Origin of the sequence: Streptomyces sp. NPDC102462, assembly GCF_044765425.1 — a bacterium.
Lineage (GTDB): Bacteria > Actinomycetota > Actinomycetes > Streptomycetales > Streptomycetaceae > Streptomyces.
This window is the reverse complement of sequence record NZ_JBIWKB010000161.1, coordinates 1-1,436: the sequence shown is the minus strand read 5'-3', so window position 1 is coordinate 1,436 and position 1,436 is coordinate 1. Positions and strand designations below refer to the sequence as shown.

Below are 1,436 nucleotides of genomic sequence, written 5' to 3'. Positions count from 1 at the left end.
CAATGCCGGTGACTTAAGTGGCTGTGGCTCGTTGTCCTTCGTATGGCGAGGGTGGGGCAGGTCAAGGCGCCTGCGGGTGAGCGGTTGTCGGACCGGATTGCGATCGGGGTGCTCACGCAGGCGTTTCCCCCGAGCCTGGTTGACGAGGTGATTGCCGAGACCGGCCGGGCCGAGCAGCGCAGCCGTCTGCTGCCAGCGCGGGTGGTGGTCTACTTCATCCTCGCGATGTGCCTGTTCTTCGGGCAGGGATACGAAGAGGTCGCCCGGCTGCTGGGCGAGGGGCTGGGCGACGGACGGCGGTCGTGGCGGGTGCCGACGACCGCCGCCATCGGCCGGGCCCGTCGGCGTCTGGGCGTGGAGCCGTTGAAGGCGTTGTTCGCCCGGGTCTGCCGGCCGGTGGCCGTGTCCGAGACGGTCGGCGCCTGGTACCGGCACTGGCGTCTGGTCGCGGTGGACGGCACGACCTTGGACGTCGCGGACACGGCCGCCAACGAGGAGTTCTTCGGCCGCCATGCCTCCGGCCGTGGAGCAGGCGCGTTCCCCCAGGCGCGGGTTGTCGCACTGGCGGAATGCGGCACCCACGCAGTGTTCGGGGCCGTCAGCGGACCGCTGTCGGCGGGCGAGCAGACACTCTCCCGGCAGCTGTTTCCCCAGCTCGGCGAAGGGATGCTCCTGCTTGCCGACCGGGGCTTTTACGGCTTCGAGCTGTGGCAGGCCGCCCGTGCCACCGGCGCCGACCTGCTGTGGCGGGTGCGCTCCAGCGCGGCCCTGCCGGTGGTGAAGGCCCTGGCCGACGGCTCCTACCTCAGCTCCATTCACGCGGAGGCGGACCGCAAGCGGCGCCGCAATCCGGTGCAGGTGCGGGTCATCGAGTACACCCTGGCCGGCCACAAGGACGCCACCGTCTACCGACTGCTCACCACGATCCTCGACCCGGACGCGGCCCCGGCAGCCGACCTCGCCGCGCTCTACGTCCAGCGCTGGGAGATCGAGACGACCCTGGACGAGATCAAGACCCACCAGCGCGGCCCCCGCCTCGTCCTGCGCTCGAAGCACCCCTGGGGCGTGGACCAGGAGATCTACGGATTCCTCCTGGTCCACCATGCCATCCGGCACCTCATGCACCAGGCCGCCCTCCGCCAGGGCGTGGACCCCGACCGGATCTCCTTCATCCGCAGCCTGCGTGTCGTGCGCCGCCAGGTCCCCGCCCAGGCGGCGCTTTCCCCCCGGCAGACTCACCCGGGCACTGACCCGCACCCGGGCTGAGATCACCGAACGCCTCCTACCCCAGCGGCGTCAACGGACCAGTCCACGCGTCATCAAACGCAAGATGTCCAACTGGCCCCTCAAGCGAGCCGAGCACCGCGATGCGCCACCACCAACCACGGCAGTCCTCACGATCTCCAGACCGAACACCACCTAAGTCACCGGCATTG

The 1,436-nt window shown here is 70.1% G+C and carries 1 protein-coding gene; it reads left to right on the top strand.

Annotated elements, in window-relative coordinates; genetic code table 11:
• Window positions 1-42: 42 nt before the first annotated feature.
• Window positions 43-1,266, top strand: a complete 1,224-nt coding sequence (locus ACIRFL_RS43840) for an IS4 family transposase (RefSeq protein WP_404041375.1) — start codon at window positions 43-45, stop codon at window positions 1,264-1,266.
• Window positions 1,267-1,436 lie beyond the last annotated feature (170 nt).